Genomic DNA, 5,626 nt, shown 5'->3' with positions numbered 1-5,626 from the left:
CCCAAAGCAAAAAGCCCAACCTATTGAGGTTGGGCTTTTTGGGGCTGTAAGAGCCTGACGATGACCTACTTTCACACGGGAACCCGCACTATCATCGGCGCTGAGGCGTTTCACTGTCCTGTTCGGGATGGGAAGGAGTGGGACCACCTCGCTATGGTCATCAGGCATAAAGGGTTGTCATCCTGACGGGTCAGGGCGACGAATTCATAGAGTTTGGAATCAGCTTGAGTGTTTTGAATGCGTCAACTTGGCATAACACCTTGAATTCGCGATCTTTTGAGGGATCGGATCAAAGTTATAGGGTCAAGCCGCACGAGCAATTAGTATCGGTTAGCTTAACGCATTACTGCGCTTCCACACCCGACCTATCAACGTCCTGGTCTTGAACGACTCTTCAGGGGGCTCGAGGCCCCGGCAGATCTCATCTTGAAACGAGTTTCCCGCTTAGATGCTTTCAGCGGTTATCTCTTCCACACTTAGCTACTCGGCAATGCCACTGGCGTGACAACCGATACACCAGAGGTGTGTCCACTCCGGTCCTCTCGTACTAGGAGCAGGCTTCCTCAAATCTGCAGCGCCCACGGAAGATAGGGACCAAACTGTCTCACGACGTTTTAAACCCAGCTCACGTACCTCTTTAAATGGCGAACAGCCATACCCTTGGGACCGGCTACAGCCCCAGGATGAGATGAGCCGACATCGAGGTGCCAAACACCGCCGTCGATATGAACTCTTGGGCGGTATCAGCCTGTTATCCCCAGAGTACCTTTTATCCGTTGAGCGATGGCCCTTCCATACAGAACCACCGGATCACTATGTCCTGCTTTCGCATCTGCTCGACTTGTCAGTCTCGCAGTTAAGCACGCTTATGCCATTGCACTATCGTCACGATGTCCGACCGTAACTAGCGTACCTTCGAACTCCTCCGTTACGCTTTGGGAGGAGACCGCCCCAGTCAAACTGCCTACCATGCACTGTCCCCGATCCAGATAATGGACCTAGGTTAGAACCTCAAACACACCAGGGTGGTATTTCAACGTTGGCTCCACAAGATCTAGCGACCCTGCTTCAAAGCCTCCCACCTATCCTACACAGATCTGTTCAAAGTCCAATACAAAGCTACAGTAAAGGTTCATGGGGTCTTTCCGTCTTTCCGCGGGGAGATTGCATCATCACAAACATTTCAACTTCGCTGAGTCTCAGGAGGAGACAGTGTGGCCATCGTTACGCCATTCGTGCAGGTCGGAACTTACCCGACAAGGAATTTCGCTACCTTAGGACCGTTATAGTTACGGCCGCCGTTTACTGGGACTTCAATCAAGAGCTTGCACCCCATCATTTAATCTTCCAGCACCGGGCAGGCGTCACACCCTATACGTCCACTTTCGTGTTTGCAGAGTGCTGTGTTTTTAATAAACAGTCGCAGCCACCGATTTTTTGCAACCCATTCATGCTCCGTTGTTCACTTCACACTAATAGGGCACACCTTCTTCCGAAGTTACGGTGTCAATTTGCCGAGTTCCTTCTCCTGAGTTCTCTCAAGCGCCTTAGAATACTCATCTCGCGCACCAGTGTCGGTTTGCGGTACGGTCGTGTGTAGCTGAAGCTTAGTGGCTTTTCCTGGAACCTCGTTCAGTCACTTCACCAGCAAGCTGGCTCGATCGTTGGCCTCGGTATATGACGGGCGGATTTGCCTACCCATCGCCTACTTCCAACTAAACCGGGATATCCAACACCCGGATGACCTATTAAGATCCGTCCCCACATCGCACTACACATCGGTACAGGAATATTGACCTGTTTCCCATCAGCTACGCATCTCTGCCTCGCCTTAGGGGCCGACTCACTCTACGCCGATGAACGTTGCGTAGAAAACCTTGCGCTTACGGCGAGGGGGCTTTTCACCCCCTTTAACGCTACTCATGTCAGCATTCGCACTTCTGATACCTCCAGCACGCTTTACAACGCACCTTCACAGGCTTACAGAACGCTCTCCTACCACTTGCAATAAATTGCAAATCCGCAGCTTCGGTAACTGGCTTAGCCCCGTTACATCTTCCGCGCAGGACGACTCGATCAGTGAGCTATTACGCTTTCTTTAAATGATGGCTGCTTCTAAGCCAACATCCTGACTGTTTTAGCCTTCCCACTTCGTTTCCCACTTAGCCAATTTTAGGGACCTTAGCTGGCGGTCTGGGTTGTTTCCCTCTTGAGTCCGGACGTTAGCACCCGGTGCTCTGTCTCCCAAGCTGTACTCGTCGGTATTCGGAGTTTGCCTTGGTTTGGTAAGTCGCCATGACCCCCTAGCCAAAACAGTGCTCTACCCCCGACGGTAATACTTGAGGCACTACCTAAATAGTTTTCGGAGAGAACCAGCTATTTCCAAGTTTGTTTAGCCTTTCACCCCTATCCACAGCTCATCCGCTAGTTTTGCAACACTAGTCGGTTCGGACCTCCAGTACCTGTTACGGCACCTTCATCCTGGCCATGGATAGATCACTTGGTTTCGGGTCTACACCCAGCGACTGGACGCCCTATTCGGACTCGATTTCTCTACGGCTTCCCTATTCGGTTAACCTTGCCACTGAATGTAAGTCGCTGACCCATTATACAAAAGGTACGCAGTCACCCTTGCGGGCTCCTACTTTTTGTAAGCATGCGGTTTCAGGATCTATTTCACTCCCCTCCCGGGGTTCTTTTCGCCTTTCCCTCACGGTACTAGTTCACTATCGGTCGATGATGAGTATTTAGCCTTGGAGGATGGTCCCCCCATATTCAGACAGGATTTCTCGTGTCCCGCCCTACTTGTCGTTAGCTCAGTACCACACAGGTCTTTTCACGTACGGGGCTATCACCCGCTATGGCCAGCCTTTCCAAGCTGTTCCGTTAAGTCTTGTGCTATCACTAACAGGCTCTTCCGATTTCGCTCGCCACTACTTTCGGAATCTCGGTTGATGTCTTTTCCTCGAGCTACTGAGATGTTTCAGTTCACCCGGTTCGCCTCGCATGACTATGTATTCATCATGCGATACCTTTCGGTGGGTTTCCCCATTCGGAAATCTCCGGATCAAAGCTAATTTGCCAGCTCCCCGAAGCTTATCGCAGGCTATCACGTCCTTCGTCGCCTATCATCGCCAAGGCATCCACCACATGCTCTTATTCACTTGACCCTATAACTTTGACGTTTCTTCACAGAAACCAAAATCGTTTCAAGGAATGTGTCAGGTCTTTCACCTGACGCGTTATGCCGTCTTCATACTTTCGATTTGACTCGAAATTGAAGTTCATTTGACGCAATCAAAAATTCATGTCGCTGATGGCACGGTCCGCACTAAACCTTTACGAATGTGCGGTTTCCATCAGCAACGCTGATTCGACTCTATGAATTTTTAAAGAACAGCCGATTGATCAAGAGATCTCGATCAACAACAAAGAAGCCTCATGCTCGCGCACAAAGCCTCTTTGGTGTTGAATTTCTAACTACCGGTACATTGGTGGAGGATGACGGGATCGAACCGACGACCCCCTGCTTGCAAAGCAGGTGCTCTCCCAGCTGAGCTAATCCCCCGGGTCCTCACGAGACTATCGGAAGGAATGGTGGGTCTAGTTGGGCTCGAACCAACGACCCCCGCCTTATCAAGACGGTGCTCTAACCAGCTGAGCTACAGACCCATGTCGAAGACTCGACATCTTCCAACAACCGATAAGTGTGGGCGTTCAATTTAAGTGGCTTGTTTCCAGAAAGGAGGTGATCCAGCCGCACCTTCCGATACGGCTACCTTGTTACGACTTCACCCCAGTCACGAACCCTGCCGTGGTAATCGCCCTCCTTGCGGTTAGGCTAACTACTTCTGGCAGAACCCGCTCCCATGGTGTGACGGGCGGTGTGTACAAGACCCGGGAACGTATTCACCGTGACATTCTGATCCACGATTACTAGCGATTCCGACTTCACGCAGTCGAGTTGCAGACTGCGATCCGGACTACGACTGGTTTTATGGGATTAGCTCCCCCTCGCGGGTTGGCAACCCTTTGTACCAGCCATTGTATGACGTGTGTAGCCCCACCTATAAGGGCCATGAGGACTTGACGTCATCCCCACCTTCCTCCGGTTTGTCACCGGCAGTCTCACTAGAGTGCCCAACTAAATGTAGCAACTAATGACAAGGGTTGCGCTCGTTGCGGGACTTAACCCAACATCTCACGACACGAGCTGACGACAGCCATGCAGCACCTGTGTTACGGTTCTCTTTCGAGCACTAAGCCATCTCTGGCAAATTCCGTACATGTCAAAGGTGGGTAAGGTTTTTCGCGTTGCATCGAATTAAACCACATCATCCACCGCTTGTGCGGGTCCCCGTCAATTCCTTTGAGTTTCAACCTTGCGGCCGTACTCCCCAGGCGGTCAACTTCACGCGTTAGCTTCGTTACTGAGTCAGTGAAGACCCAACAACCAGTTGACATCGTTTAGGGCGTGGACTACCAGGGTATCTAATCCTGTTTGCTCCCCACGCTTTCGTGCATGAGCGTCAGTACAGGTCCAGGGGATTGCCTTCGCCATCGGTGTTCCTCCGCATATCTACGCATTTCACTGCTACACGCGGAATTCCATCCCCCTCTACCGTACTCCAGCGATGCAGTCACAGATGCAGTTCCCAGGTTGAGCCCGGGGATTTCACAACTGTCTTACATCACCGCCTGCGCACGCTTTACGCCCAGTAATTCCGATTAACGCTTGCACCCTACGTATTACCGCGGCTGCTGGCACGTAGTTAGCCGGTGCTTATTCTTACGGTACCGTCATGAGCTCTCTTTATTAGAAAGAACCTTTTCGTTCCGTACAAAAGCAGTTTACAACCCGAAGGCCTTCATCCTGCACGCGGCATGGCTGGATCAGGCTTGCGCCCATTGTCCAAAATTCCCCACTGCTGCCTCCCGTAGGAGTCTGGGCCGTGTCTCAGTCCCAGTGTGGCTGGTCGTCCTCTCAGACCAGCTACAGATCGAAGGCTTGGTGAGCCTTTACCTCACCAACTACCTAATCTGCCATCGGCCGCTCCATTCGCGCAAGGCCTTGCGGTCCCCTGCTTTCATCCGTAGATCTTATGCGGTATTAGCACAGCTTTCGCTGCGTTATCCCCCACGATTGGGCACGTTCCGATGTATTACTCACCCGTTCGCCACTCGCCACCAGGATTGCTCCCGTGCTGCCGTTCGACTTGCATGTGTAAGGCATGCCGCCAGCGTTCAATCTGAGCCAGGATCAAACTCTATAGTTCGATCTTGATTTTTTTCGCCTCTCTCGAGGCAAACTCATAAAAACGGAATTGAAGTGAACTTCACTTCTATTCTCATGAGCGTTTAAAGTCTTGCGACTTCGTTCCGAAGAACTTGGCCACTCGCCTCAAACGCCCACGCTTATCGGCTGTATGTTTTTAACGATCCCAGTACAAAACATCTTCTGCTTCGCACCACCTTCGCTGCGATCAGCGAAGCCTTAAATTATCACACGGTTTTTTAAGAACCGTCAAACTTTTTGGAAGAATTTTTTCGCCTTCCGCCTCTTCTTCTTCGATCTTCTTCTCTCTCCCACCCCACCTCGCCCCAGCACCACCACCTCGAACCCCTT

2 tRNA genes and 3 rRNA genes are annotated in these 5,626 nt (G+C 51.5%); all 5 read right to left on the bottom strand.

The features are described from left to right. Positions 1-52 precede the first annotated feature (52 nt). A 5S ribosomal RNA gene (gene rrf / locus EJI01_RS27970) occupies positions 53-165 on the bottom strand. A gap of 134 nt (positions 166-299) precedes the next feature. Then, a 23S ribosomal RNA gene (locus EJI01_RS27965) occupies positions 300-3,170 on the bottom strand. Positions 3,171-3,492: 322 nt separating this feature from the next. Continuing rightward, positions 3,493-3,568: transfer RNA gene (locus EJI01_RS27960), tRNA-Ala, on the bottom strand. A 27-nt stretch (positions 3,569-3,595) separates the two neighbouring features. Then, positions 3,596-3,672 (bottom strand) — tRNA-Ile (locus tag EJI01_RS27955). A gap of 69 nt (positions 3,673-3,741) precedes the next feature. Then, a 16S ribosomal RNA gene (locus EJI01_RS27950) occupies positions 3,742-5,276 on the bottom strand. Together the 16S, 23S and 5S rRNA genes with 2 tRNA genes alongside form the textbook arrangement of a ribosomal RNA operon. Between the last annotated feature and the right edge of the window lie 350 nt (positions 5,277-5,626).

Origin of the sequence: Variovorax sp. MHTC-1 (assembly GCF_003984645.1) — a bacterium.
Taxonomy (GTDB): domain Bacteria; phylum Pseudomonadota; class Gammaproteobacteria; order Burkholderiales; family Burkholderiaceae_C; genus Variovorax.
Note: the sequence above shows the minus strand (reverse complement) of the source record. Positions and strands in the feature narration are given on the sequence as shown.